This window comes from Helicobacter ibis (assembly GCF_027859255.1).
GTDB classification, from domain to species: domain Bacteria; phylum Campylobacterota; class Campylobacteria; order Campylobacterales; family Helicobacteraceae; genus Helicobacter_D; species Helicobacter_D ibis.
On record NZ_JAQHXR010000003.1, the window covers coordinates 149962 to 174540 of the forward strand.

The 24579-nt window shown below is 32.7% G+C and carries 26 protein-coding genes and 1 tRNA gene; 20 read left to right on the plus strand and 7 right to left on the minus strand.

Features of this window, described 5'->3' with window-relative positions; all coding sequences use genetic code 11:
- Window positions 1-28: 28 nt before the first annotated feature.
- Window positions 29-2110, plus strand: coding sequence for an elongation factor G (gene fusA, locus PF021_RS06530; protein WP_271021671.1), 2082 nt, complete (start codon window positions 29-31; stop codon window positions 2108-2110).
- A gap of 116 nt (window positions 2111-2226) precedes the next feature.
- Complete coding sequence (locus tag PF021_RS06535; RefSeq protein ID WP_271021672.1) at window positions 2227-2922, plus strand: DUF2726 domain-containing protein; 696 nt, start codon at window positions 2227-2229, stop codon at window positions 2920-2922.
- A gap of 59 nt (window positions 2923-2981) precedes the next feature.
- On the opposite strand, the gene PF021_RS06540 is transcribed toward PF021_RS06535, so the two are convergent.
- A tRNA-Asn gene (locus tag PF021_RS06540) sits at window positions 2982-3056 on the minus strand.
- A gap of 182 nt (window positions 3057-3238) precedes the next feature.
- Here PF021_RS06540 and PF021_RS06545 point away from each other — a divergent pair.
- The 8 genes from PF021_RS06545 (at window position 3239) to PF021_RS06580 (ending at window position 10695) form a co-directional block, all read left to right on the plus strand.
- Entirely contained in the window at window positions 3239-3952 is a 714-nt protein-coding gene (locus PF021_RS06545; protein WP_271021674.1) for a YebC/PmpR family DNA-binding transcriptional regulator, read from the plus strand.
- 9 nt (window positions 3953-3961) lie between these two features.
- Window positions 3962-4276 (plus strand): thioredoxin family protein, encoded by a 315-nt coding sequence (locus PF021_RS06550; protein WP_271021675.1) that lies wholly within the window; start codon window positions 3962-3964, stop codon window positions 4274-4276.
- A 13-nt stretch (window positions 4277-4289) separates the two neighbouring features.
- Entirely contained in the window at window positions 4290-5690 is a 1401-nt protein-coding gene (locus PF021_RS06555) for a M23 family metallopeptidase (RefSeq protein WP_271021676.1), read from the plus strand.
- 1 nt (window position 5691) lies between these two features.
- On the plus strand, window positions 5692-6246 hold the full coding sequence (locus tag PF021_RS06560) for a septum site-determining protein MinC (protein WP_271021677.1): 555 nt from the start codon (window positions 5692-5694) through the stop codon (window positions 6244-6246).
- A complete protein-coding gene (gene lpxC / locus PF021_RS06565) occupies window positions 6247-7137 on the plus strand; it encodes a UDP-3-O-acyl-N-acetylglucosamine deacetylase (protein WP_271021678.1) in 891 nt (296 codons plus the stop codon).
- Complete coding sequence (locus PF021_RS06570; protein WP_271021679.1) at window positions 7130-7582, plus strand: hypothetical protein; 453 nt, start codon at window positions 7130-7132, stop codon at window positions 7580-7582. The genes lpxC and PF021_RS06570 overlap by 8 nt, the downstream gene beginning before the upstream one ends.
- Window positions 7583-7591: 9 nt before the next feature.
- On the plus strand, window positions 7592-9304 hold the full coding sequence (locus PF021_RS06575) for an AAA family ATPase (protein ID WP_320415073.1): 1713 nt from the start codon (window positions 7592-7594) through the stop codon (window positions 9302-9304).
- 65 nt (window positions 9305-9369) lie between these two features.
- Complete coding sequence (locus tag PF021_RS06580) at window positions 9370-10695, plus strand: sodium-dependent transporter (RefSeq protein WP_271021681.1); 1326 nt, start codon at window positions 9370-9372, stop codon at window positions 10693-10695.
- 2 nt (window positions 10696-10697) lie between these two features.
- On the opposite strand, the gene PF021_RS06585 is transcribed toward PF021_RS06580, so the two are convergent.
- Complete coding sequence (locus PF021_RS06585) at window positions 10698-11030, minus strand: hypothetical protein (protein ID WP_271021682.1); 333 nt, start codon at window positions 11028-11030, stop codon at window positions 10698-10700.
- 74 nt (window positions 11031-11104) lie between these two features.
- Between PF021_RS06585 and uvrB the strand changes: the two genes are divergently transcribed.
- On the plus strand, window positions 11105-13081 hold the full coding sequence (gene uvrB / locus PF021_RS06590) for an excinuclease ABC subunit UvrB (RefSeq protein ID WP_271021683.1): 1977 nt from the start codon (window positions 11105-11107) through the stop codon (window positions 13079-13081).
- Here uvrB and PF021_RS06595 read toward each other — a convergent pair.
- Window positions 13078-13641, minus strand: a complete 564-nt coding sequence (locus PF021_RS06595) for a Crp/Fnr family transcriptional regulator (RefSeq protein ID WP_271021684.1) — start codon at window positions 13639-13641, stop codon at window positions 13078-13080. The genes uvrB and PF021_RS06595 overlap by 4 nt on opposite strands.
- A gap of 96 nt (window positions 13642-13737) precedes the next feature.
- Between PF021_RS06595 and PF021_RS06600 the strand changes: the two genes are divergently transcribed.
- Together PF021_RS06600 and PF021_RS06605 are read left to right on the plus strand one after the other, a co-directional pair.
- On the plus strand, window positions 13738-14175 hold the full coding sequence (locus PF021_RS06600; RefSeq protein WP_271021685.1) for a copper resistance protein CopD: 438 nt from the start codon (window positions 13738-13740) through the stop codon (window positions 14173-14175).
- A gap of 9 nt (window positions 14176-14184) precedes the next feature.
- Window positions 14185-14559, plus strand: a complete 375-nt coding sequence (locus PF021_RS06605; RefSeq protein WP_271021686.1) for a group III truncated hemoglobin — start codon at window positions 14185-14187, stop codon at window positions 14557-14559.
- Here PF021_RS06605 and PF021_RS06610 read toward each other — a convergent pair.
- From PF021_RS06610 to PF021_RS06620, 3 genes are read right to left on the minus strand one after another with little or no spacing between them, the layout of a single operon-like run.
- A complete protein-coding gene (locus PF021_RS06610) occupies window positions 14556-15203 on the minus strand; it encodes a LutC/YkgG family protein (RefSeq protein ID WP_271021687.1) in 648 nt (215 codons plus the stop codon). The genes PF021_RS06605 and PF021_RS06610 overlap by 4 nt on opposite strands.
- The gene (locus PF021_RS06615; protein ID WP_271021688.1) at window positions 15196-16638 is read right to left on the minus strand and encodes a LutB/LldF family L-lactate oxidation iron-sulfur protein; all 1443 of its coding nucleotides are present in this window, start codon (window positions 16636-16638) and stop codon (window positions 15196-15198) included. The genes PF021_RS06610 and PF021_RS06615 overlap by 8 nt, the downstream gene beginning before the upstream one ends.
- A 1-nt stretch (window position 16639) precedes the next feature.
- Window positions 16640-17371, minus strand: a complete 732-nt coding sequence (locus PF021_RS06620; RefSeq protein WP_271021689.1) for a (Fe-S)-binding protein — start codon at window positions 17369-17371, stop codon at window positions 16640-16642.
- 200 nt (window positions 17372-17571) lie between these two features.
- Here PF021_RS06620 and PF021_RS06625 point away from each other — a divergent pair, with 200 nt between their 5' ends.
- Window positions 17572-19218 (plus strand): lactate permease LctP family transporter, encoded by a 1647-nt coding sequence (locus PF021_RS06625; RefSeq protein WP_271021690.1) that lies wholly within the window; start codon window positions 17572-17574, stop codon window positions 19216-19218.
- On the opposite strand, the gene PF021_RS06630 is transcribed toward PF021_RS06625, so the two are convergent.
- Window positions 19211-19852, minus strand: coding sequence for an MBL fold metallo-hydrolase (locus tag PF021_RS06630; protein WP_271021691.1), 642 nt, complete (start codon window positions 19850-19852; stop codon window positions 19211-19213). The genes PF021_RS06625 and PF021_RS06630 overlap by 8 nt on opposite strands.
- 74 nt (window positions 19853-19926) lie before the next feature.
- On the opposite strand from PF021_RS06630, the gene PF021_RS06635 reads away from it, so the two are divergent.
- The 6 genes from PF021_RS06635 to PF021_RS06660 all read left to right on the plus strand — a co-directional run bounded on the left by PF021_RS06635 (window position 19927) and on the right by PF021_RS06660 (window position 24248).
- Window positions 19927-21024 (plus strand): deoxyguanosinetriphosphate triphosphohydrolase family protein, encoded by a 1098-nt coding sequence (locus tag PF021_RS06635; RefSeq protein ID WP_271021692.1) that lies wholly within the window; start codon window positions 19927-19929, stop codon window positions 21022-21024.
- 68 nt (window positions 21025-21092) lie between these two features.
- Entirely contained in the window at window positions 21093-21761 is a 669-nt protein-coding gene (locus tag PF021_RS06640; RefSeq protein ID WP_271021693.1) for a chemotaxis protein, read from the plus strand.
- Between the two features lie 10 nt (window positions 21762-21771).
- Window positions 21772-23049 carry a peptidase U32 family protein gene (locus PF021_RS06645; RefSeq protein WP_271021694.1) on the plus strand — a complete coding sequence of 426 codons (1278 nt, stop codon included), beginning with the start codon at window positions 21772-21774 and terminating at the stop codon, window positions 23047-23049.
- On the plus strand, window positions 23049-23552 hold the full coding sequence (locus tag PF021_RS06650) for a hypothetical protein (protein WP_271021695.1): 504 nt from the start codon (window positions 23049-23051) through the stop codon (window positions 23550-23552). The genes PF021_RS06645 and PF021_RS06650 overlap by 1 nt, the downstream gene beginning before the upstream one ends.
- Complete coding sequence (locus tag PF021_RS06655; protein WP_271021697.1) at window positions 23525-23914, plus strand: hypothetical protein; 390 nt, start codon at window positions 23525-23527, stop codon at window positions 23912-23914. Before PF021_RS06650 ends, PF021_RS06655 begins: the two co-directional genes overlap by 28 nt.
- A complete protein-coding gene (locus tag PF021_RS06660; protein ID WP_271021698.1) occupies window positions 23844-24248 on the plus strand; it encodes a DUF2972 domain-containing protein in 405 nt (134 codons plus the stop codon). Before PF021_RS06655 ends, PF021_RS06660 begins: the two co-directional genes overlap by 71 nt.
- The last annotated feature ends 331 nt before the right edge of the window (window positions 24249-24579 follow it).

Below are 24579 nucleotides of genomic sequence, written 5' to 3' on the forward strand. Positions count from 1 at the left end.
AAAAAATATTTATCCCAAAGGAATAAAAATGGCAAGAAAAACCCCGTTGCATAAGATTAGAAATATCGGTATTGCAGCTCACATTGATGCTGGTAAGACTACTACATCAGAAAGAATCTTGTTTTATACAGGTGTGAGCCATAAGATTGGTGAGGTGCATGATGGTGCAGCTACAATGGACTGGATGGAGCAAGAAAAAGAAAGAGGTATTACAATTACTTCTGCGGCAACAACTTGTTTTTGGAAAGATTATCAAATAAACCTAATTGACACTCCCGGACACGTGGATTTTACTATTGAAGTTGAAAGATCTATGCGCGTTTTAGATGGGGCTGTTGCTGTGTTTTGTTCTGTTGGTGGTGTGCAACCTCAAAGTGAAACTGTTTGGAGACAAGCTAATAAATATGGTGTTCCAAGGATCGTATTTGTAAATAAAATGGATAGAATTGGTGCAAACTTCTATAATGTAGAATCTCAAATTGCAAATAGACTTAAGGCTAAGCCAGTTCCTTTAGTGATTCCTATTGGTGCTGAAGATAGCTTTAAAGGTGTAGTAGATCTTATAGCTATGAAAGCGATTGTTTGGAATGATGAATCTATGGGTGCAAAATATGACATAGAAGAGATACCAGCAGATTTAGTAGAAAAAGCAAATGAATATAGAGAAAAACTTTTAGAATCCGTTGCAGAGCTTGATGAAGCTACTATGGAAAAGTATCTTGGCGGAGAAGAGCTAAGTGTAGAGGAAATTAAAGCAGGAATCAAAAAGGGTTGTTTAGCAATGGAGATTATCCCTATGCTTTGTGGTTCAAGCTTTAAAAACAAAGGCGTGCAAACACTGCTAGATGCAGTTGTAGAATATTTACCAGCTCCAACAGAAGTTGCTGACATTCGTGGTGTAGATCCAAAAGATGAAGAAAAAGAAATTAGTGTTAAATCTACTGATGATGGTGAGTTTGCAGGTCTAGCATTTAAGATTATGACAGATCCATTCGTGGGACAGCTAACTTTCGTGCGTGCTTATCGTGGTATGTTAGAATCGGGAAGCTATGTGCTTAACTCTACAAAAGGCAAAAAAGAAAGAGTTGGAAGACTTCTTAAGATGCACTCAAATAAAAGAGAAGATATTAAAGAGGTGTATGCAGGGGAGATTTGTGCGTTTGTTGGATTAAAAGAGACGCTAACAGGTGATACTCTATGTTCTGAAAAAGATCCGGTAATTTTAGAGAGAATGGAATTTCCAGATCCGGTTATTTCTATCGCAGTTGAGCCAAAAACAAAGGCAGACCAAGAAAAAATGGCATTAGCTTTAGCAAAACTAGCCGAAGAAGACCCAAGCTTTAGAGTGCATACAGATGAAGAATCAGGTCAGACAATCATCTCTGGTATGGGTGAGCTTCACTTAGAAATTATTGTAGATAGACTAAAAAGAGAATTCAAAGTAGAAGCAGAAGTAGGACAACCACAAGTTGCATTCCGTGAGACTATCCGCCAAAGTGTAGAGCAAGAGTGCAAGTATGCTAAGCAATCAGGTGGTAGAGGACAATATGGACATGTATTTATAAAAGTTGAACCACAAGAACCTGGCAAAGGATATGAGTTTGTTAATAATATCTCTGGTGGTGTTATCCCTAAAGAATATATTCCAGCAGTTGATAAAGGTATCCAAGAGGCAATGCAAAATGGTGTGTTGGCAGGTTATCCGGTTGTTGATTTTAAAGTTACTCTTTTTGATGGTAGCTACCATGATGTAGATTCAAGTGAAATGGCGTTTAAGATCGCTGGTTCTATGGCATTTAAAGATGCTTGTAGAAAGGCAGGGGCTGTATTGCTAGAGCCTATGATGAAGGTTGAAGTTGAAGTTCCTGAAGAATATATGGGTGATGTAATTGGTGATTTAAATCGTAGAAGAGGACAGATTAATTCAATGGATGATAGAATGGGATTAAAGATTGTAAATGCTTTTGTACCATTAGCAGAAATGTTTGGATATTCTACTGATTTGCGTTCTGCTACACAAGGTAGAGGAACATATACTATGGAATTTGACCATTATGGAGAGGTTCCAAGTAATATCGCTAAAGAAATCATGGAAAAGAGAAACGGATAGAGATTTAGCATTTTTGCTAAATCTTTAGTGCTATGGAAATAATAAATATTAAAAACTGCTACCTATATATTTGTAAGGATAATTGTTGCATAATCAAAAATTAAAGGTTTGAATCTATGAAAAAAATTATCCAAGAAATCGAAAGCGGACTTATAACTTCTAATAGACTTGTTAATAAAGCAACATATGAGCTCCAGCAATATAATAACGAACTTGAAGCATTAAAAAAGTTGCAAATAGCTGCACAAAACTATGAAAATAAAAAATTTATACAAAGTAAAAAGATCATTAATGGAGAAGAACAACAATGTATGTTAGCCTTAAAAGAACTACTGCCAGATAAAGATATTTTTACTCAAATATCAGTTTCAGCTCTAATTAATATACCAAACGAGTTTAAGGACGAATATGCTGGGCTTCGTCAATATTATGATAAGCTTTATGTTGATTTTGTTGTGTGTGATTATTACAAACCAAGAGTGATTGTTGAATATCAAGGTAGCGGACATTATGGCAATGAATATGTGCAAGACAACATAAAAAGAGGTGTTGAGTTGAGAGATTTTATTAAAAAGTGCATATTTGAAATGGCAAAAATTCCACTTTTAGTTGTTGATATAAATGATTTTACAAAAGATCAAGCATTTAAAGTCACTATGGATAGTTTTACAAAATTAAGTCAAAATAAAAATAGTAAAGAACCAGCTTACAATGAATATAGAAAGGTCGCAACAGACTATTATATGGAATTGAAAGTAAATATAAAAAAGTATTTGGAAGCTGAGTTGCATAGATTAAATATAATAAACTAAGCAGTATCGATTGGCTTTAATTTATAAGTAAAAGTATTGAGATTGATTTAATGGATTAGTGGCTCCGGATGTAGGATTCGAACCTACGACCAAGCGGTTAACAGCCGCCTACTCTACCGCTGAGCTAATCCGGAATGTAAAAAAGAAATGAGATTATAGTAAAAAAATAATTTTGTGTCAAGAAAATAGTATGTTTGTTGTTTTAGCTTGAAAAAAGTGTGCCTACAAAGCTATAATGCTATATTGTGTTAATAATATGTTTATATTATTATATTATGTTTATATTATCGTTATATTACATTATTAAGGTTTTATTATGGGAAGAGCGTTTGAGTATCGTAGAGCAAGCAAGGAGAAGCGTTGGGATAAAATGTCTAAGCTATTTCCAAAATTAGGCAAGGCAATTAGCATTGCAGTAAAAGAAGGAGGAAGTGGCGATCCTGATATGAACTCTAAATTAAGAAGTGCGATTTTAGCAGCAAAGGCACAAAATATGCCAAAGGATAATATAGAAGCTGCAATTAAAAGAGCATTGGGTAAAGATGGAATTACTATTACAGAAGTAAATTATGAGATAAAAGCCCCTCATGGTGCATTATTTTTTGTGGAATGTGCTACTGATAATTCAACTAGGACGGTAGCGAATCTAAAAAGTTATGTAAATAAATTTGGCGGACAAATGCTTACTAATAATTCTTTGGAGTTTATGTTTTCTAGAAAAGCACATTTTGAAATCAGTAAAGAAAATATAAATGACATTGAAGAGCTAGAGCTAGAGCTTATTGACTTTGGCTTAGAGACTTTAGAAGTTGATGGTGATATAATACACATCTATGGTGATTATACGAGTTTTGGCACTTTAGCGACGGCTTTAGAGGAAAAAGGCTTAGATGTAAAGAAGGCTGCTTTAGAGCGTATAGCAAATAATCCAGTTGAGTTTAGTGAGGAGCAATTAGTTGATATAGAAAAGCTACTTGATAAAATAGAAGAAGATGATGATGTGCAAGTAGTATTTACAAATATAGCTTAAGGAGATATTATGGAAAAATTAACAAAAGAAATCTATGAAGATTCTATTAAAGAAGGCGTTTGTTTGGTTGCTGTGGGTGCTCCTTGGTGTCCTGATTGCAGGAAGATAGAGCCTATTATGAAGATTCTAGCTAGTGAGTATTCTAATATCAGTTTCTTTCATCTTGGTGCTGATGAAGAGGAAGAGTTAAAAGACAAGCTAGGCGTTAGAAGAATCCCTACTTTGATTTTTTATAAAAATGGTGTGGAGGTTGGTGAAAGAGTTGTTGAACCAGATTCTAAGGACAAAATAGAAAACGCAATTAAAGTAGCATTAGAAGCATAACTAGGAGAATTGCATGCAATACCATAGAAGACAAGGAGGTTTTGTGAAGCTTTTTGGCTTGATATTCGTGCTTGTACTAATTGGTGGCGGTATTTTTATGCTCTCTTCAGATAGCTTTGAAAAAGAGTCGCCAAAAATATCATACAAAAATCCGACAATATGGAATCTAAAAGATAGCTTTTTTGTTGGTTTTACCGATGATAGTGGAATTAGGGAGTATAGTATCTCTATAAATGATAATGGAAGTAAAATACCACTAGAGTTAGTTAAAGAAGAGGCTACAAAGTGTGATATACCAGTAAATACCAACAATGTGTGTGTAAGCTTCAAAAAGCCTCAACAAGTAAAATCTAGCAATGAATCTTTAGAACTAGAAGTAGTTGCCATAGATAATAGTAAGTGGAATTTTTTTAGCGGAAACACAACAACAGAGAACATTAAAATAACCATAGATGCTAAAAATCCACAAGTAGCCATTGTGGCTCATTCTTATAAGATAACACAAGGCGGAAGTGCTTTGGTTGTATTTCGTGCTGTTGATGATAATTTAGATTCTATACAAATCACAAATGGACAATATATCTTTAAGCCACAACCTTTCTATAAAGATGGGTTTTATATATCTTTAGTTGCGTGGGATAAGGGTGAATCTACATTTGATGGCAAGATAGAAGTGAAGGATAAAGCAGGAAATGTAAGCATTGTTCCTATTAATTTCTATTTACAAAAGAGACAATATAGAGATTCTACAATCCCACTTACAGATAACTTCATTGATGGCAAGATAACCTCATTAACACAAGAAATAGGAGAGAGGGATATAAGTGAGTTTCCAAATAAAGTATCCCTTTTTAAATATATAAACGAAGAAGTTAGAGATTATAGCTTTAATAGAATCTATGAAGTTGCAAGTGTATATGATAGAGATAGCATTGTTAGTGATTTTAAAATAAATCCATTTGCACCACTTAAAAATCCAGCCGTTATGGCAAGTTTTGGAGATTCTAGGAGCTTTAGCTATCAAGGAGAGATAGTTAGTAGGTCAAATCATATGGGGTTAGATATAGCAAGCATTAAACAGGCGCCTGTAATCTCTAGCAACAATGGAGTAGTTAGCTTAAATGAGTTTGTAGGAATCGATGGCAATGCAGTTGTAATTTATCATGGTCTTGGATTATCTACTTTGTATGCACATTTAACTAGTTCTAATGTAGGTGTTGGAGATGAAGTCTTTAGTGGTGATATTATTGCAAATACTGGTGCTACTGGATTAGCACTTGGAGATCATTTGCATTTTAGTGTTTTAATTCAAGGATATGAAGCAAGAACCGCAGAGTGGATGGATAAAGATTGGATAAGAGATAATATAACAGATGTAATTTTAGAATCTAAGCAGATTATAGATAGGTTGTAGTGTGGTAAATGTCAGACAGAAAAGTTTAAGAGCATTTATATTTACTAGGAGCGATGATGATGAGGTTATTGCGTATTTGCGTAAAAATTCAATTTTATTGTCTGATTTTATTTTGATTTTTTCTTATGAAGTTGGAGATAATGTCCTTGAATGCTTAAAAGAGCTAAAGTTAAATTTTGTCCAAGAAAGCGATAATTGTCTTCATGTTGCAAAAGAAGCTAAAAACAAAGAAGAAGAAAAACAAGAAACCAATGATATTCCAAAAACTTTAGTATTGCACAGAAATGTAAGAAGTGGAGAGGAGATAATATCAAATAGCGATATTACTATTTTTGGTAATGTTAATAGTGGTGCTATTGTGCAGAGTATGGGTAATATACAGATTTTTGGCGAAATTAATGGAAATATATTCTGTGATGGTAGCTATATAATAGCAGGTACAGTTAAAGAAGGTAATTTATTGTTAAATGGCACTATTATAGATAGGGATAGTTTAATGCCTGATATGAAGAAAATATATAAAGTTGATAATGAAATTAAAATTGAAAGGTTATAGATGAGAGAGCAGACAATTAAAAAATCAGTGGAATTAGTTGGTATAGGTTTGCATAAAGGTGTGCCAGTTACAATGAAGCTAGAGCCATTACCTACTGGAAGTGGGATACATTTTTTTAGAAGCGATGTTGGAGTAAATATAGAGCTAAAGCCAGATAATGTAGTAGATACTACAATGGCAACCGTGATTGCTAAAGATTCTCATAAAGTCTCTACCATTGAGCATTTACTATCAGCTGTATATGCATATGGTATAGATAATCTAAGAATCGTGCTTGATAATGAAGAAGTGCCAATTATGGACGGAAGTAGCATAGGGTATTGTATGTTGCTTGAAGAAGCTGGAATTATAGAACAAGATAGCACAAAAAAGATTCTAAAAGTAAAATCTCCTATTGAGATAAAAGATGGAGATAAATTCGTAAGGTTAGAGCCAAGCGATGAATGTGTATTTGACTTTTCCATACATTTTCCACACCCTGCAATTGGGACTCAAAAATACAAATTTGAATTTAGCACCAAAAATTATAAAGAAGAAATCGCAAGAGCTAGGACTTTTGGATTCTTATCAGAAGTGCAATATATGCGTAGTATAGGCTTAGCACTTGGTGGTTCTTTGGATAATGCCATAGTGCTAGATGATACTACTATTTTAAATAAAGAGGGACTTAGATATAAAGAAGAGTTTGTAAGACATAAAATACTTGATGCAATAGGAGATATGTCTTTGCTTGGCATGCCATTGCTTGGTGCGTATATATCGTATGCTGGAAGTCATAAACTAAATCATTTGCTAACTAAAAAACTGCTTGAAGAAGAAGCTTATGAAATAGTGGAAATACCACAAGAATACAAGCTTTATGATTATGAATTAGCAAAAGAAAATGCATAAAATATTATTAATCCCAACAAGCGTGCCACCTCTTATTGGGATATATAAAGATAATAAGCTGATTTCATCTCATGTGCTAGAATCTAAGCTTTCAGATTCGTTAGTGTCTTTTTTTTGTGATTTAAAAAAGAAAAGAATAGCCTTTGATGAGTTGTTTTATGTAAATGGCCCAGGTAGCTATATGGCATTGAAGCTTACATATATTTTTGCTCAAACATTGCATATATCAAACAATGTAAAGTTACATGCGACTAATGGATTTTATTTTAATAATAACACCCCTATTAAAGCATATGGAGATTGTTATTTTGCATATGAGAATGGGCAGATAAAGTTAATAAAATCAAATGAGAATATATGTTCGAATTATGCTTTGCCTAGTGTTTTAGATGAGAGCATTTTTGGTGGTGATTTAGAGCCATTATATATACTTCCAGCAGTATAAGGGGCGTGTATGCAGAATATGAAACATGTTTTAGAGTTTTTAAACACAAAAAATATAGAAAAAACAAAAATTTTTGCTTCTTTGCAATGTGCAAAAGATGAAGCACTAATATTACAATATATGTTAAATTCGTTTTTGCATGGCAATACAGAGGGGACTGCTTTAGAGATTTTGCGTGGTTTGTATGGTCTTGAAAATCCACTTTCTATACTAAATCTAATGGTGCAATTTAAAAATCTAATGAATCTAGGCTGGATAAGAACTATGGGTGGAGAGCTAACATTGCTAGAGCTTATAAATTCCCCATTCTATCTAAGTAGTGATTTTTTTAGGGTTTTGGAGAATCTAAACAATAGTGCAAAGACAGAAAAAATATCTTCATATGTCGATGATTTGGATTATTTAAAGGATCAATTCTGTGTCGTGGATATTTTGCATGATATTTTTATGCTTAAAAAATACAATAAAAATTCACCCTTGCTAACTCAAAATATAAAAAAGCTAACTTCATTAGAATCAAGAATTAAAAAAAGACTAGCTTTGACAAAAGACAAGCCAAGCATTGAAGTAATATTTGATGATTATAATTTAGATAGAAATGAAAAGATGATATTTTTAGTTATTCTAAAAGAAGAGTATGCTCCTATTGATAGTGAGAGGAGAGATCTAAATTATCTTATAAATATAATTAGCAAGAATAATGATGAAAAAATAAAAAATAGATATTTGCTAGATGATGATAGTAGGCTAATATATGGTGGGTTAATAGAGAGTGATGTTATGTTTGGTGGGAATCGTAGTTTTTATATAGCAGATAATATTCTAAGGCAAATAATAAATCAATCCACAAAATGCAAAACAAGAAAAAAAATAAGTGTGCAAAACTTATTAGAAGACCATGAAATATTCGAGTTTGTAAAGCCAAAGCATACACTTGATGAAGTTATATTAAATAAAGATACTAGAAAGTTGTTAGATTCTGTATTGCAACAAATGGATACAAAAGTTCTTGCTAATCTTAAAGAATGGGGCATAAAGGATAAAAATAAAGATATAGAATCTAAAATAATTTTCTATGGTGTTGCAGGAACTGGGAAGACAATGACTGCTTTAGCATTAGCAAAATCGCTAAAAAAAGAAGTGCTAAGCTTTGATTGTTCTAAGATATTATCGATGTATGTTGGCGAGAGTGAGAAAAATGTCAGAAGAATCTTTGATTCATATTATGAAATAAGAAATAAAACCAAGCAAACACCAATATTGCTACTAGATGAAGCAGATCAGTTTTTAAGCACAAGGAGTCTCTATACAAGTGGTGCTGATAAAATGCACAACCAAATGCAAAATATATTTTTAGAACAAATAGAAAAATTTGATGGAATCCTAATAGCTACCACAAATCTCTTAGAGACAATAGATAGTGCATTTTCTAGGAGATTCAATTATAAAATCGAGTTTAAAAAGCCAAGCTTAAGTGAGAGAAAATTGCTATGGGAGAAAATGCTTCCAAAAAATGCACCTTATGAAAAAGACTTTAGCATAGATTCTTTGTGTGAGTTTTCTCTAACTGGTGGTCAGATATTTATAATAATAAAAAATGTAGCATTGCTTGTAGCTACGATGAAGAATCCGCTATTTACAACACAAGTTTTTATTAATGAGATAAAAAGAGAGCTTTCATCAAACTTTGATGGTGCTAGGGAAGTTGGGTTTAATACATAAAATATTTTATTTTTTTATATTTTTTGATAAAGTTAGGCTTTTATTTAGTGTTTTAGGGATTTATTATGACTAGATTTTCAAAAGCCGGATTTATCTTAGCAACTGCAGGTAGCGCCATAGGACTTGGTGGAATTTGGAAATTTCCATACCTAGTTGGTCAAAATGGTGGAGCTGCTTTTGTTATCGTGTTTATTTTGGCATTTATATTATTTGGGCTTAGTATTTTTGTGATTGAAATGCTATTTGGCAGAGAGAGCGAGCAAAATAGTATAAGCACTTTTGAGACTTTAGCGCCAAATAATATGAAGTTTTTAAAATATGGTGGCCTGATGGTTATTTCTGGTTTGCTTATTTTTTCTTTTTATGTGGTTGTGCTTGGTTGGTTGTTTCATTATTTGTTTTTATCGGTTATTGGTATGCCAAAGACACTACAAGAAGCACAAGAGGTATGGGGAGAGTTTGTAAGTGGTAGCATAGGTTATCAGATGTTTTGGCATTTATTGGTTGTAGCACTTTGTGCATATGTACTAAATAAGGGCGTGAAGGCTGGAATCGAGAAATTAAATTTAATTTTAATGCCTTTATTGTTTATTATTTTTGCTGGTTTATTGGTATATTCTGTAATGCAAGATTCATTTATTGAATCTTTTAAGTTCTTATTTAGCCCTGATTTTAGTAAGCTTAACTCGCAAGTTGTAGTTGAGGCAATAGGACAAGCATTCTTTGCGCTATCGCTTGGTGTTGGTGTGATTCTTACATATTCAAACTCTCTTCCAAAGCATGGTAACTTTGTTAGATTTGCTGTTATTGTTGCGGTGCTTAATTTTCTATTTTGTCTTGTAGCAGGGCTTGTGGTATTTACATTTATATTTGGGCATGGTGCAGAACCATCTGGTGGTCCGGGCTTAGTGTTTGTATCTCTTCCGCTGATATTTGCAAACATGGGAGTTAGTGGTCAAATTATTGCGTTTTTGTTTTTTATTGCATTAATTTTTGCAGGAATTACATCTGCAGTATCCATGCTTGAACCACTTAATTCGTGCCTTATTGAAAGATTAAAATACACTAGAAAAAGAGCAAACTTAACTAGTATTAGCATTGCATATATTCTTGGACTTGTGGTTTTATTTAGCAACACAGAATCTTATGGGGGCTATTTGACATTTTTTGATAAGAACTTCTTTGGTTGGTTAGATTATATTACTTCATCATTTATGTTGCCTCTAGCTGGTGTTTTTATGTGTATTTATATGGGGTTTATACTACCAAAGGAGAAAGTATATGCTATGAGCGAGGGACACTTGAGAGGTATTTACTTTAAAACTTGGTATTTTACTATTAGATTTATTGCACCAATAGGTATATTATCGGCCATGATTAGCCTTATATAAAGCTATTGGTTTTCAAAAATACTGCCTTGGATACTTCTTTGAAGTTCTTGGGCTTTCTTTATTAGATCTTCTTGTTCTTTTTTGGCTTTATCTGCTGAATCTTGTGTGGTTTTTGTTGTTTGTGTGTTTGGTTTGGAATCTTTTTTTGCGTTATCTATTACTCCCATTTTTACGAATGTATCTTCATAGTTTTTTCCTCCGTTTTTCTTTCTTATATATACTTGTCCACTTGCTTGGTCATATAAATATGTATCGTCCATATCGCTAAACATAACCCAAGGTTGTGCATAAAGACTAAAAGAAAGGCAAAATAATAATGATACAAGTTTTAACATGACTTCTCCTAAGGTTAGTAAAAATGCTGTGATATAATTATAGCTTTTTGCAATTTTATTTTATAGGCATGTGTATGCAAAAATTTATATTAGAATCTAAATATAATCCATCTGGCGATCAGCCTCAAGCAATAGAAAAGTTAAGCGAGTTTATAAAACAAGGTAGTCAATATCAAACCCTAATAGGTGTAACTGGTAGCGGAAAGACATTTTCTATGGCACATATAATAGAAAAGCTTCAAATGCCAACCTTAATAATGACGCATAACAAGACTTTAGCAGCACAACTATTTAGCGAGTTTAAAGGATTCTTTCCTAAAAATCATGTCGAATATTTTATCTCCCACTTTGATTACTATCAACCTGAAGCATATATACCAAGACAAGACTTGTTTATAGAAAAAGATTCTAAGATTAATGATGAGCTAGAGAGATTGCGTCTATCGGCTACAACTTCTTTGTTGGCTTTTGATGATACGATTGTTGTTGCTTCTGTTTCTGCAAACTATGGTTTAGGTAATCCTAGTGAATATTTAGAGATGATTGAGAGCTTTGAGGTGGGTAAAAGTTATAATCAAAAATCGCTCCTTTTAAGACTGGTGGATATGGGATATAAAAGAAATGATGCCTTTTTTGATAGAGGTGATTTTAGAGTTAATGGAGAAGTTATAGATATATATCCTGCATATAATGAAGATGAGGTGGTTAGGTTAGAGTTTTTTGGTGATGAATTGGAGAATATTTTTATTTTAGATTCTATAGATAAGAAAAATATTGACAGAAAAGATACTTTTGTTCTTTATGCGGCAAATCCATTTATAGTTGGTGAAAACAAGCTAAAATCTGCAATAAAAAGCATAGAAGAAGAATTAGCTTTAAGACTTGAGCTTTATAAAAAAGAAAATAGAATGGTAGAGTATGAGAGGCTAAAAAGTAGGGTTGAATTTGATTTAGAAATGATAAGTAGTACTGGAATTTGCAAAGGAATAGAAAATTATGCACGACACTTGACTGGTAAAAAAGAGGGAGAAACTCCATATTCTTTGCTTGATTACTTTGAGCAAAAAAGAAAACCTTATTTGCTAATTGTAGATGAATCTCATGTGAGTTTGCCTCAATTTGGCGGAATGTATGCAGGTGATAGAAGTAGAAAAGAAGTGTTAGTAGAGTATGGATTTAGGCTTCCTAGTGCGTTAGATAATAGACCATTACAATATGAAGAATTTATACAAAAAGCACCACATTTTTTATTTGTTTCAGCAACTCCTGCACAAAAAGAACTAGATTTGAGTAAAGAACATATAGCAGAGCAACTAATTAGACCTACGGGCTTACTTGATCCAACTTATGAGATTTGTAGCACAGATAATCAAGTGGAAAGGCTATATGATGAAGCCAAAAGAGTAATCAAAAATGGCGATAGAGTGCTTGTTACTGCTTTGACTAAAAAAATGGCAGAAGAACTAACTAAGTATTATTTAGAGCTTGGGCTTAAGGTTAGATATATGCATTCTGAAATAGACGCAATAGAAAGAAATCAAATAATTAGAGAATTTAGGTTAGGTGAGTTTAATATGCTAGTTGGGATTAATTTGTTGCGCGAAGGGCTTGATTTGCCTGAAGTATCGTTAGTAGCAATATTAGATGCTGATAAAGAGGGATTTTTAAGAAGCGAGACAAGCCTTATTCAGACAATGGGAAGAGCTGCTAGAAATGTAAGAGGGCATGTTTTGTTGTTTGCAAACACAATTACTCCATCTTTAAAGAGGGCAATGGAAGTGACAGATTATAGGCGAGAGAGACAAGAAAGATTCAATAAAGAGAACAATATAACACCTAAAGGGGTTGTAAGGAAATTAGATGAGAATCTAAAAAACCAAGATTTAGGAATGCTATATGAAAGGGCAAAGAAAAAGGAAAAAATGCCAAAAGAAGAGAGAGCAAAACTTGTAAAAGAGCTAACAAAGCAAATGCACGAAGCAGCCAAAAGGCTAGATTTTGAAGAGGCTGCTAGGCTTAGAGATGAGATTGCAAGATTTAGAAATCTCTAAAGGCTGATTTTGCCCTTTGCGATTTTTAGTTTATTTGAATCTTTAAGTTGTTTTAGCGTTCTTGATAGAGATTCTGGGCTAATATTCAATCTTTTGGCTATTTCTCTTTGAGTTAGAGTTTGCAAGTTTTCTTTGTTGTTTTCTAGGAATTCTATTATCTTTTCTTTTAGGGTTTTTTGGTTGTTGTTTATTAAGTTTTCTAAAATTTTGATTTTTTGACATAAGGAAGCTATTAGAGAGAAGCAAAAGTCAGAATCTTTTATACACTGATTTTTTAGAGTTTCTATGTTTATTTCTAAAATTTCACTATCTCTCTCACATACCGCACTAGCTGGGTAGGGCATGTTTAGAAAGCTTGGCATTTCAGCAATGAAACTTGTGTGTTCTATTTTGTGTATTGTTGTTTCTTTGTTCGTATCGCTTGTCTTATAAAGTCGTATGCTACCACTTAGCAAGATTAGCACCATTTTTGGCTTCTCTCCTTCAAAAAATAGAATCTCACTTTTGTTGTAGAACCTTTTATGCCCTATGTTTCTTAGTAATTTTATGTAGTCTTGCATTGTTGCTCCTTTTACTAAGTATATCACACAATTAACTCTTGTCAATTTTTTTATGATACAACTTTGATAATATCTCTAAAATTTAAAAGGACATTCATGGAATCTTTATACCCATATTTTTTGATAATACACATTTTGTGTGCAATTATATTTTTAGGATATATTTTTACTGATGTAGTGTTACTTAGTCTTATAAGGAAGAAGCTAGGCGAAGAGATTGCAGATAAGATTTTTTCTATAATAGGTTCTAGAGCTAGAAAGATAATGCCATTATGTCTTGCTTTGTTAATATTAAGCGGTGGTGTTATGATTAGTAGATATATAAATAGCGAAGTTGGGTTTTTTGATACAACGCTGCAACAATTTTTGTTTATAAAAATGATTTTAGCATTTGTGATTTTGGTCGCTGTTGTTATCTCTCTTTCTTGCTATTATTTGGGGCTTAAAAATCCACTAGCTAAGATTATCCATATTTTGGCTTTGATACTTGGGTTATTTATTGTCTTACTAGCTAAGATGGCATTTTATTTTTAAGGAGTTTTTATGGAAGAAATAACTATTGAAAAGATAAATAAGCTTATGGACATTTTTTATAACAAGATTCGCGTTGATAAAAATGGGCTTGGCGATATATTTAACAATAAAATTGGTACAAGCAACGAAGAGTGGGATAAGCACAAAGAGAAAATCTCAAATTTTTGGCAAGGAATGTTGCTTGGAGTTGGAAATTATAGTGGGCAACCAATGAAAGCTCATTTGGATTTACCACCATTTCCTAGGGAGTTTTTTGATTTGTGGCTATCTTTGTTTGAAGAGAGTTTATCCCAAGTTTTCTCACAAGAAGTTAGTGCTGAAATCTTGCAAAGAGCAAAGATGATTGCCTCAAGATTCCAATATATGCTATATGAAGCACATTAGTATAAAACAACATACACAACCCTTGGTCCATGCACACCAAAAATTGTCTGAAGTTCAATATCTGCGGTGCGTGATGGACCTGCTACAAAGATTATATTGCTTGGCAGAATATCCGTGTTGCTACGCTTTTTTTCGTATTGTTTTATAAAGTTTATACCTTCATGCAAACTCTCTACAATATTTTCTTTTTTAAGTAAGTAAATACAATTATTTGTAATTAATGAAGCAAGTCTAGGAGAAGCAGAGTTTGAGCTTAAGCCTACAATCCCAACATTTGCTACACCACATCTTGCCTCTACAACTGAAGTATCAATGTTAAATAGTTCTTCACGCACAAAATCGATACTTTTTGTATATGGGATTGTTTGGTAATTGTTATTAATATCTTTTGTGTCTATTGCTAAGTCATTGTTTAGCAGAATCTTGCTTGCATTAACTTCAGTTAATATTTCATTTATTGTCTTTGGTAAATTATCAGATTCTAATACTATTGCTTTGTTATTGCTTTGGTTTAGCTTGTATTCTTCTAACAAGCTTTCTCTTGTGTGATTCATGGGATTTTTATACTTTACATCATTTTTTGGTATGTTATTATTTGTGGCGATTCCATGTTTTATGTTTTCTAAAATTTCATTTCTACTCATAAATCACTCCTTGCATTTTTGATACTTTTTGATGTAGATTCCCATTAAGTTTTGGTAGCTCTCTATATTTAGTCCAAGTTTTTAGTCCCGGAATTAATGGCGCAAAAGTTTTGCTAAGTGGTGATAAAAAGTCTGCCATAGCTAATAGTAGTCTCCATTTTTTTGGATTTGTTGCTATTTGCATAAAGCTTTGCATTGCTTTGATTTCAGCTTTATTTTGTGTGCTAGAATCTGTTCCAACTACACCCTTTCTACCTTGTCCAACCCTCTCGCTCCTTAGATCTCTTATAAGTTCTGCTAGGGGGATTTTTACTGGACACACTTCAGAGCATCGCCCACAAAGTGAGCAAAGATCAAGCATAGGGCTAAATTTATTTAAACCAAAAAGTTGAGGTGAAATAACCTCTCCAATAGGTCCGGGATATGTGCTAAGGTAAGCATGTCCGCCGATTTTATCATATACTGGGCAGTGGTTTAGACATGTCCCGCAACGAATACAACTTAACGCACGATAATAATGCGAATCTTTTAGCATATTTGAACGATTGTTATCCAGTATTATAATATGCACTTCTTTTGGACCATCTAGCTCACCTTCTTTTCTTGGAGAGGTGATTATATTGTTATAGCAAGTTACAGGAGCACCGGTTGCTGAGGGGATAAGTAGTGCGTTTAAAATTGAGGCTTCTTCAAAAGTTTCTATAACTTTTTCAATCCCACAAAATGCCACATGAATATCACAAGCAGTCGTGCTCATTCTGCCATTGCCTTCGTTTTCTAATAGCCAAATAGCACCTTCATTAGCAATAGCAAAATTCACTCCACTAAGACCAAGCTTGAAATCTTTAAACTCTTTTCTTAAATGTGTGCGTGCAATTTCATTAAGCTTTTCTGGTTCAGATTCTAATGGTGCTCCAAGTTTATCTCGAAAAATCTCACCAATTTGGTAGCGATTTTTATGGATTGCAGGAGCTACTATATGCACTGGTGGTTCATCTATAAGCTGGATAATAATCTCGCCCAAGTCTGTTTCAATAGGATTTAAGCCTCTAGCTTTTAAAAACGCATTCAAATGCGTTTCTTCACTTGCCATAGACTTACCCTTTAGAATCTTATTTATATTATTTTTTCGCATTATGTCTAGCACGATATTATTTGCTTCATCACTATTTTTTGCCCAATGCACTATAAAGCCATTTTCTTTTGCTTTAGATTCAAATTTTTCAAGCAATGTATCAAGCTTGGCTAGGTTTTTTTGCTTTAGGGTTTTGCCTTGTTCTCTCAAAGCTTCCCAATCATAGAATCTTGAGGCTATGAGTTTTTTTCTGTTGCCTTTTAGCGTGTCCATAACGCTAAGGAGGTTTTTTCTTAATTGTTTATCTTCTAATTTTTGAGAAACTATATTGTGATATTTTTGTTTTAGTGCTTCGCTCATGCTAGCCCCTTATACCTATTCTTTGTGCAATAAAATCATATAGGTGCATGGTCTGCACATTGACGCCTTGTTTTTGCATTGCTCCGCTAATATTTAGCAAACAACCAGCATCAGCACTTAGCATGTATTCTACATTGCGTGATTGTATGTCTTTTATTTTTTGGCTTACCATAGCGTTTGATATTTCAGGTTCTTTTATGCTAAATGTCCCGCCAAACCCACAGCACTCCTCTTCCCTTTCTAGTTCAATAAGTTCAACATTTTTAAGCGATCGTATAAGATTTTTTGCAGAATCTATACACTTAGCCACCCTTAATGCATGACAATTGCTATGCCATGTTACTTTTGTTTTTTCGCCTAAATCATTATATTTTACTTGTAACACTTTGTCTAAAAATTCACTTAGTTCATAGATTCTGTTGCTAAATTTTCTTGCTTGTTCTTCATGTTCTGTGCCTTCAAATAGTTCTATATAATCAACTTTCATCATGCCAGTGCAAGATCCACTAGGTATAATAATTGGCTCACTTCCTTTGAAAAGCTCCATATTATAAAGTGCAACTTTTTTGCTTTCTTCATAATATCCAGAGTTATAACTTGGTTGTCCGCAACAGGTTTGATCTTTTTTGAAGATAACTTCTGCACCTTCTCTTTGAAGCAATTTTATAGCATTGACGCAAGTATTGCTAAAGACCATTGAGCCAATACAGGTTCCAAAAAAATAAACACGCATAAAGAATCCTTACTACTTTTTTAACAATCTAGCACAAAATTTGTTTTTTGTTTTTTAAACATTTAAGCATTTTATTTGGCTTTGCTTTGTGAATACAAAAAGTAACATTATTGTTTAATTTTTCCATATTTAATATCTTGTAATCAGTATTTTTTAGAAACCTTATATACAATGAAATAAAGACATTTTTAGGAGGTTATATGGAATGGTTTCAAGTTTATAATCCAACAGGAAATCTTTGGCTTAGTGCATTGGTTGCATTTATTCCTATCGCATTGTTTTTTATATCTTTAGTTGTTTTGAAGCTCAAGGGACATGTTGCTGGGTTTCTTACGGTTCTATCTGCTATATTGATAGCTATATTTGTATATAAAATGCCACTTGATAAAGTGATATATAGTTTTGTTTATGGGTTTTTGTATGGATTGTGGCCTATTGCTTGGATTATCATTGCTGCAATTTTTCTCTATAAGCTAACGCTAAAATCGGGATATTTTGATATTTTGCGAGAATCGATAATTGCTATTACCCCAGATCAGAGGATCCAAGTAATTTTAATTGGATTTTGTTTTGGTGCATTCTTGGAGGGTGCTATTGGCTTTGGAGGACCTGTAGCTATTACTGCTGCATTGCTTGTTGGATTGGGGCTAAGACCGCTTTATGCAGCAGGACTTTGTTTGATAGCAAATACTGCTCCTGTTGCTTTTGGTGCTGTTGGGATTCCTATTATTGCCATGGCAGGAGTTGTAAATGTTCCTGCATTAGAAATATCATCAGTAGCAGGGCATATGTTGCCACCTTTATCATTGTTTGTGCCATTTTTCTTAATTTTTCTCATGGACGGATTTAGAGGGATAAAAGAGACTTATCCAGTTGCTTTGGTAGCAGGTGGAAGTTTTGCTATTGTGCAGTTTTACACTGCAACTAAACTCGGACCGGAATTACCAGATATTGCCTCTGCAATTGTATCAATAGCGGCTACTACTATATTTTTGAAATTTTGGCAACCAAAAAATACATTTAAGTTTGATAGTGATATTGGTGGAGAGCAGACGCTTTCGGTTAAGTCTTATACCCCAAAGCAAATAATACTTGCTTGGATTCCATTTGTTATTTTGGTGTTTATGATTATTATTTGGACGCAAGGCTGGTTTAAAGCGTTATTTGCACAAGATGGAATCTTGGCATTTACTAGTCTGAAATTTAATTTTGAATCGTTATCAAATATAATACAAACAGCACCTGCAGTAAGCAGTGATAAAGCAGTAAAATCAGTCTTTGAGATTCCTTTAATACTAGCAGTTGGAACTTCTATATTCTTTACTGCATTAATTACTATGGTTGTCTTAAGAATAAATATCCAAACTGCAGTTCAGACTTTTGGAGAGACATTAAATGAGATGAAATTTGCACTTCTTACAATAGGGCTTGTTGTTGGCTTTGCCTATGTTTCAAATTATAGTGGATTATCTGCAACCTTAGCACTTGCTTTAGCTCAAACTGGTGACGCCTTTGCTTTCTTCTCTCCTATAGTTGGTTGGATTGGAGTGTTTTTAACCGGTAGTGATACAAGTTCGAATCTACTCTTTGGGACATTACAACAACTAACTGCAAGACAGCTTGGAGTGCCTGAAGTGTTATTCTTAGCGGCTAATTCTGTTGGTGGTGTCGTTGGTAAAATGATAAGTCCTCAAAGTATCGCCATTGCTTGTGCGGCAGTTGGCTTGGTTGGTAAAGAATCAGAGCTATTTAGATACACAGTTAAGTATTCTATATTGCTTGTAATAGGTATAGGAATCTTTACTTATTTGTTGGCGTTTGTATTTACAGATTTAATCCCTATGTAAGCCTTGTTAGCCAATAGGGAATATTTATCTGTTCTTTTTTAATGCTTGTTTCTTCTCCGTGTCCGGGGAAGATTGGCATGTCTTCTTTTATATCTAAGAATCTTTTTAAGCTATCAATCATATCTTGTGTGTTTGAGTATGGAAAATCACTTCTGCCTATGGAACGATAAAATATAAAATCACCGCTAAACATTACCTTTTCTTCTTTGTTTTGTTTATGGTTTGCTACTATCACGCTACAACCAGGTGTGTGTCCGGGGAAGTGTAAGAATGATATTTCAAAGTCTGCAAAAGTTTGGCCACTATTAGTATCATCTATTAAGACATCTGGTTTTGATGGAGTAAGTCCTGTGCTAAAGCAATCGCTAAGAAGCATAAATGAATCTTCTTTTGGGCATATTAGCGGTATGTTTAGCTTTGTTTGTAATTCATAATTGCTCCAAATATGGTCAAAATGCCCATGAGTATTTAGTATGGCTAATGGACTTTTTGCATTTTCTAGCACCCATGAAGTAGCATTGATTCCGGGGTCTATTATTATAGAGCTATTATTTGAGCATAGTATGTAGCAGTTGGTTTGATATTCGCCAAAAGGTTCTCTTAAGATATAAAAATTCTCAAAATCAAATTTCATATTGTTCCTTAGCCTAATTTGTGGCAATCTTATCACAAAGGCGATAAAATAACAAAAAAGCTTTAGGAATCTAAATGGAAAATTTATTGCCACATACTAGATTTTATCCATCAAATGAAGATTTTAGAAGTTCATTTGAGAGAGATAGGGATAGAATTATACATAGTTCATCATTTAGGAGATTGGAGTATAAAACTCAAGTTTTTTTAAACTCTAGTGGAGATTATTTTAGGACGCGTCTTACACATTCTTTGGAAGTAAGTCAAATAGCAAGGGCGATTTCTAAGAATCTAGGATTAGATTCATCTCTAAGTGAGGCAATAGCACTAGCACATGATCTAGGTCATACTCCTTTTGGTCATGCAGGTGGTGATATGCTAGATGAAGTATTAAAAGAAAATGACTATAAAAATGGATTTGACCATAACTTTCAGTCATTTAGGGTTGTAAGTAAGCTAGAGAAGAGATATAAGGACTTTGATGGGCTAAATTTGACATTTGCAACTTTAGAAGGAATACTAAAACATTCCTATCCCTATGATAAACCATTTTTGAGTGATGAATTAAAGAGTATTTTTAAAACAGGATTTCACCCATCTTTAGAAGCAGTGGTGGTAGATATTTCAGATGAGATAGCATATGTTAGCCATGATATTGATGATGGTATAAAATATGGGCTTATTAGCTTTGATACAATACAAGAAAATGAGCTAATAAAAGACTGTATGAGATATGTAGAATCTAATGAGGGGGTATGTAGGAAGGATAAAATTTTTAGGCATAGATTTACTTCTAGGCTTATTTCTGTGTTAGTCTATGATGTGCTAGAAAATTCACAAAAAATAATGCAGCAACAACCGCAATGCAGTTGTTTTAAAAGCACAGAATCCTTACTTATATCCCACTCAAAAGATATACAAAGCGAAATTAAAAAGATAAAAAAGATTTTATTTAGTGAGCTATATAAGCATAAGGAAATACAGACAAAAATGTTTGTAGGAAAGAAATGTATAAAAACTCTATATGAATGTTTAAGCAGTGATGTAAATTTGTTGCCAAAAGATTTAAAACTAAGGGTGCAAAATGGAGGCAAACTACATAGAATCTGTGCAGATTTTATAGCTTCTATGAGCGATAGATATGCACTTTCATTATATAATGAGCTGAAATGATAAATATTTAATTTTTTTTACAAAAAATTTTGAATACAATTACAAAATTTAAGTTTTAAGGTTTTTATATGACACAAGAAGAGCTAAATGCCCTATTAAATAGTGATGTTTCTGAATTGCCAGACGAAGAGGAATTACAAGAGGAAAAAGAGGAAGCAAAAGAAGAGCTAAGTAGCGACTTTAGAATAGACCAAGAAGTAAATTGGCCACCACCACCACCTACTAATGAGCATAAAGTTGTGCATCAGTTAGATGATGTTACAAGAGATTCTGAAGTGAAGGCTACAGAGACTTTTGATAAGCTAGAAGCTATAAATAATGCAGGAATGGACATTGAAGATTCTGTCAAAGTTATTAGTGGATTTTTTAAATCACAAAAAGAATTATTGGAAAAACTACATGCTCAATTCCCTGACTTTCATACATTTGGAGATAAATTAGAAGAGCTAAAAAAGGCACAAAGTGCGTTAGATACGATAATGGATTCTTCTGATATTATAAGCAACTCATCATTAGAGGCTATGGATATAATGCAATATCAAGATATTCATAGGCAAAAGATAGAGAGAGTTATAAATGTAATGAGAGCGTTATCTAGGTATATGAGTTCTTTATTTGAAGGTAGAATTGATGATTCTAAGAGGGTTAGTTCTGCAGTTCATATACAAGGTGATAAAACCGAAAATGTAGTCAATGACGATGATATTGAAGCATTAATTGCTAACTTTTCCAAATAAGACTAAAACCTTGAGTAATACAAAAAAAATCCCCGAGTTACTCTCCCCTGCTGGGAATCTAAAAAAACTAAAAATAGCTTTAAGTTATGGTGCTGATGCTGTATATGGTGGAGTTAGTCATTTTTCTTTAAGAAATAGGGCTAGTAAAGAATTTGACTTTGATAGTTTTGGTGAGGGCGTTAGATATACTCATTCTTTGGGTAAAAAAATATATGTAACAATAAATGGTTTTCCGTTTAACTCGCAACTAAAGCTTCTAGAATCTCATATTGAAAAAATGGCATCTTTAAACCCAGATGCTTTTATCATGGCTACACCCGGGGTGGTAAAGTTATCTAAAAAAATAGCACCACATATCCCAATCCATCTATCAACACAAGCAAATGTCCTAAATGTACTTGATGCAGAAGTCTTCTATGAAATGGGAGTTAAAAGAATTGTAGCTGCAAGAGAGCTTAGCTTAAAAGATGCAATAGAGATTAAAAAGGCACTGCCTAACTTGGAGCTAGAAATTTTTGTGCATGGAAGTATGTGTTTTGCATTTTCTGGTAGATGTCTTATTTCTGCGTTGCAAAATGGTAGAGTCCCAAATCGTGGAAGCTGTGCTAATGATTGCAGATTCGATTATGAATATTATGTCAAAAATCCTGATAATGGCGTTATGATGAGACTTGTAGAAGAAGAGGGAGTTGGCACACATATTTTTAACGCTAAAGATTTAAAATTAGTAGAACATATACCTGCTATACTAGAAAGTGATGTTATTGATTCGCTAAAAATTGAAGGAAGAACAAAGTCTAGCTATTATGCTGGAATCACTGCTTTAGCTTATAGGGCAGCACTTGATGATTATAGGGATTCTAATTTTGTTTTGGATAGATATGAAAATGAATTATTGACTCTTAAAAATCGTGGTTTTAGCGATGGATATTTGATACATAGACCATTTGAAAAGCTAAATACACAAAACCATAAAACAGCCATTAGCGAGGGTAGCTATCAAGTAAATGCTGAAGTGAGTGAAGATGGTAAGTTTGCTTTATGTAGGCATACAATTAGACTTGGAGAAAGCAAAGAAATAGTAAGTCCTAATATCGATGAGGTATCAGTTGGCAAGAGTGAGCTTGGCGAGATATATAGTGAGAATGGCAAAAAATATATGAAGTTTTATAAGATTCTACTAGAAAATGGCAAGGAGTTAGAATCGATTCATAGTGGAAATGAAAATAAAATAGTATTGCCAATTACTTTACCTGCCTTTAGCTTTTTAAGGGAAAAGATAGAGTAATGCAAAAAAGTAAAAGTCTATCTTATTTCAAAGAATATGGACTTTTATACTCTATTGCTTATTTAGTAACAAAGAGATTGCCTAAGTTTGTAAAATGTATTTTCTGGAATCTTGGTATAAAACTTGGTTGCTATGATAAGTTTATAATTGCATCTCATGGCAGTGGAAATAATGCTATTAGTTATTTTTTGAAAAATAGTAATGCTCTAATTCTTGCTGACTACACAGGAGACGGTAAAGATAGATATTATAAAGCTATAAGTAAGATGTATAACAAAGATACTAAAATTGTATATCTAAATTGTTTTTATGATAATTTTTCAAAATATATAGATCTAATAAGTGGTAAAAAACCAAGTATGTTAATGCTAACAAGAGATCCTATAAGCAATCTAGTAACAAATTGTAATGTAAAATTCTTGCATAAGGACAGCTTTAGACTTGGAGATGATTTAGAGAATCTTTTTTTGATAATTTGTTTGTTTATCATGGTTATTCTATAGCCAGAAATGAATATATTGCTAATTATCATCCCACATTAGATGCCGTTTTATTATTTGTTAAATCGGAGATAAATTATAAAAATAATGATATAAGAAATATTTTTGAAAGACCACAAAGATTCCAGTATTTTGAAAATACATTATTGAATCTATTTAAAGATAAAAATATATCTATTATAGATATGAAAGACTTGGCACATGATAAAATAACGGACACTTTGAGATTTATATCAGAATTGTTTGACATAGAATTTAGAAGTAATGTTTATACAAAAAAACTTGTAAATTTTTTTGGTAGTATTAATATTGATTGTGGTATGTATAGAGCGGGGGGGGGGTATTATAACCACTATTTTAGGTGACAATAAAAAAGGTTATGTTGATATTAGTGATGATATTTTGGATTCTAAAGATAGCCAAAATATGAGTTATTTGAAAATTTACTGCAATGATTTGGAACTTCTTAAATGTGATAGCTTTAAGTATGATATTAGTAATTTTTGTTATAGATTGCATATAAAGATTCAAGATGAAGATAATAAAAGACTAATAGAAAATCAAGTATTGCAATATTTAAAAGAAAGTGAATTTTATTCAGAGGTTAAAGAGTTATTGACACATGAAACAACAATTTTTAGATCATGTGCACCACACATATATGATGGTTGGAAGTATTACAAAGAGTTTTTGGAATAATATAGATTGCTTTATTTCAAAACTTCCACATCATACAAGAAATGCTTAATAGACTATGAATTAGATAGTTAAATATATTGGTATACAATATATTTAACTATATTTTTATACTAACTCTTTGCAGATGCTTTATTATTATGTATTGCTATAAGAAATCATTGTATATCATAAATGTATTTAAATATATTATATTAGGTGAATTAAAGAAAGAATATCAAAGTGATTCTAGGCAACATCTCTCAAGAAAAGATTCTACTCCTAGAATCTTTTCTTATTTACATCACTAATAATATCATCTGCAATTCTATTTACATTATTAGTAATATCTTGT

Bases quoted from the DNA above. Each gene is read 5' to 3' on its own strand.
- lpxC (WP_271021678.1), top strand. From the start codon at position 6,247: ATGAGAGAGCAGACAATTAAAAAATCAGTGGAATTAGTTGGTATAGGT.
- PF021_RS06585 (WP_271021682.1), bottom strand. From the start codon at position 11,030: ATGTTAAAACTTGTATCATTATTATTTTGCCTTTCTTTTAGTCTTTAT.
- PF021_RS06580 (WP_271021681.1), top strand. From the start codon at position 9,370: ATGACTAGATTTTCAAAAGCCGGATTTATCTTAGCAACTGCAGGTAGC.
- PF021_RS06610 (WP_271021687.1), bottom strand. From the start codon at position 15,203: ATGAGTAGAAATGAAATTTTAGAAAACATAAAACATGGAATCGCCACA.
- PF021_RS06635 (WP_271021692.1), top strand. From the start codon at position 19,927: ATGGAAAATTTATTGCCACATACTAGATTTTATCCATCAAATGAAGAT.
- PF021_RS06595 (WP_271021684.1), bottom strand. From the start codon at position 13,641: ATGCAAGACTACATAAAATTACTAAGAAACATAGGGCATAAAAGGTTC.
- PF021_RS06575 (WP_320415073.1), top strand. From the start codon at position 7,592: ATGCAGAATATGAAACATGTTTTAGAGTTTTTAAACACAAAAAATATA.
- PF021_RS06535 (WP_271021672.1), top strand. From the start codon at position 2,227: ATGAAAAAAATTATCCAAGAAATCGAAAGCGGACTTATAACTTCTAAT.
- fusA (WP_271021671.1), top strand. From the start codon at position 29: ATGGCAAGAAAAACCCCGTTGCATAAGATTAGAAATATCGGTATTGCA.
- PF021_RS06570 (WP_271021679.1), top strand. From the start codon at position 7,130: ATGCATAAAATATTATTAATCCCAACAAGCGTGCCACCTCTTATTGGG.
- PF021_RS06640 (WP_271021693.1), top strand. From the start codon at position 21,093: ATGACACAAGAAGAGCTAAATGCCCTATTAAATAGTGATGTTTCTGAA.
- PF021_RS06615 (WP_271021688.1), bottom strand. From the start codon at position 16,638: ATGAGCGAAGCACTAAAACAAAAATATCACAATATAGTTTCTCAAAAA.
- PF021_RS06555 (WP_271021676.1), top strand. From the start codon at position 4,290: ATGCAATACCATAGAAGACAAGGAGGTTTTGTGAAGCTTTTTGGCTTG.
- PF021_RS06630 (WP_271021691.1), bottom strand. From the start codon at position 19,852: ATGAAATTTGATTTTGAGAATTTTTATATCTTAAGAGAACCTTTTGGC.
- PF021_RS06620 (WP_271021689.1), bottom strand. From the start codon at position 17,371: ATGCGTGTTTATTTTTTTGGAACCTGTATTGGCTCAATGGTCTTTAGC.
- PF021_RS06625 (WP_271021690.1), top strand. From the start codon at position 17,572: ATGGAATGGTTTCAAGTTTATAATCCAACAGGAAATCTTTGGCTTAGT.
- PF021_RS06600 (WP_271021685.1), top strand. From the start codon at position 13,738: ATGGAATCTTTATACCCATATTTTTTGATAATACACATTTTGTGTGCA.
- PF021_RS06605 (WP_271021686.1), top strand. From the start codon at position 14,185: ATGGAAGAAATAACTATTGAAAAGATAAATAAGCTTATGGACATTTTT.
- uvrB (WP_271021683.1), top strand. From the start codon at position 11,105: ATGCAAAAATTTATATTAGAATCTAAATATAATCCATCTGGCGATCAG.
- PF021_RS06650 (WP_271021695.1), top strand. From the start codon at position 23,049: ATGCAAAAAAGTAAAAGTCTATCTTATTTCAAAGAATATGGACTTTTA.
- PF021_RS06550 (WP_271021675.1), top strand. From the start codon at position 3,962: ATGGAAAAATTAACAAAAGAAATCTATGAAGATTCTATTAAAGAAGGC.
- PF021_RS06545 (WP_271021674.1), top strand. From the start codon at position 3,239: ATGGGAAGAGCGTTTGAGTATCGTAGAGCAAGCAAGGAGAAGCGTTGG.